Source organism: Achromobacter sp. GbtcB20, from assembly GCF_019091095.1.
GTDB lineage: Bacteria > Pseudomonadota > Gammaproteobacteria > Burkholderiales > Burkholderiaceae_B > Achromobacter > Achromobacter mucicolens.
Window position 1 is genome coordinate 1 of sequence record NZ_JAGXJZ010000143.1, and the last position, 643, is coordinate 643.

The 643-nt window shown below is 71.1% G+C and carries 1 protein-coding gene; it reads left to right on the plus strand.

Going from position 1 to position 643, the window contains the following annotated elements; all coding sequences use genetic code 11:
• Window positions 1-643: MipA/OmpV family protein (locus KVT32_RS28230; protein ID WP_217619218.1), on the plus strand; the 643-nt coding region annotated here is incomplete at both ends.

The window sequence follows — 643 nt, forward strand, 5'->3', positions numbered from 1 at the left end:
CTACGAAGGGGCGCGCCACAGCGAACGCCATGCGCTGCCGGTGCTGCAAGTGCAGTGGAGCAATGGTGTCTTCGTGTCGGGCATGCGCGCCGGCATCCACCTGGGCGGCAATCCCAACCTCGAATACGGTCCCCTGGTCGAACTGCAGCAACGCCGCGACGAAGCGGGCGCCGGCGGCGGCATCGGCGGCATCGGCGCCGAACGCTATTCCATGGTCGCCCTGCCGCAAGTGGCGCCGGGCGAGAACCGCCTGGCCGGCATGGCGCCGATCTCGACCCGCCTGCTGGGCGGCGGCTTCCTGAACTATTACCTGACGCCCGACTGGCGCCTGACCGGCAGCCTGCTGTATGGCGCCGGCAACGAGCGCGATGGCGCGCGCCTGGACCTGGGCGTGCAGCGCCTCGCGATGCAGCTGGGCGCCCACCACCGCCTGTCGTTCACGGCCGGCGTCAGCTTCGCCAGCGCGGCCTACAACAACGCCTACTTCGGCGTCGGCACGCTCGATTCCCTGCGCAGCGGCAACCCGGTGTATCGCGCCGGCGGCGGCCTGAAGGACGGCCGCGTCGGCGCGCGCTGGAACTGGGCGTTCTCGCCTTCCTGGATGCTGAGTTCGCAGGTGCAGGTGTCGCGCCTGGCCGGCGAC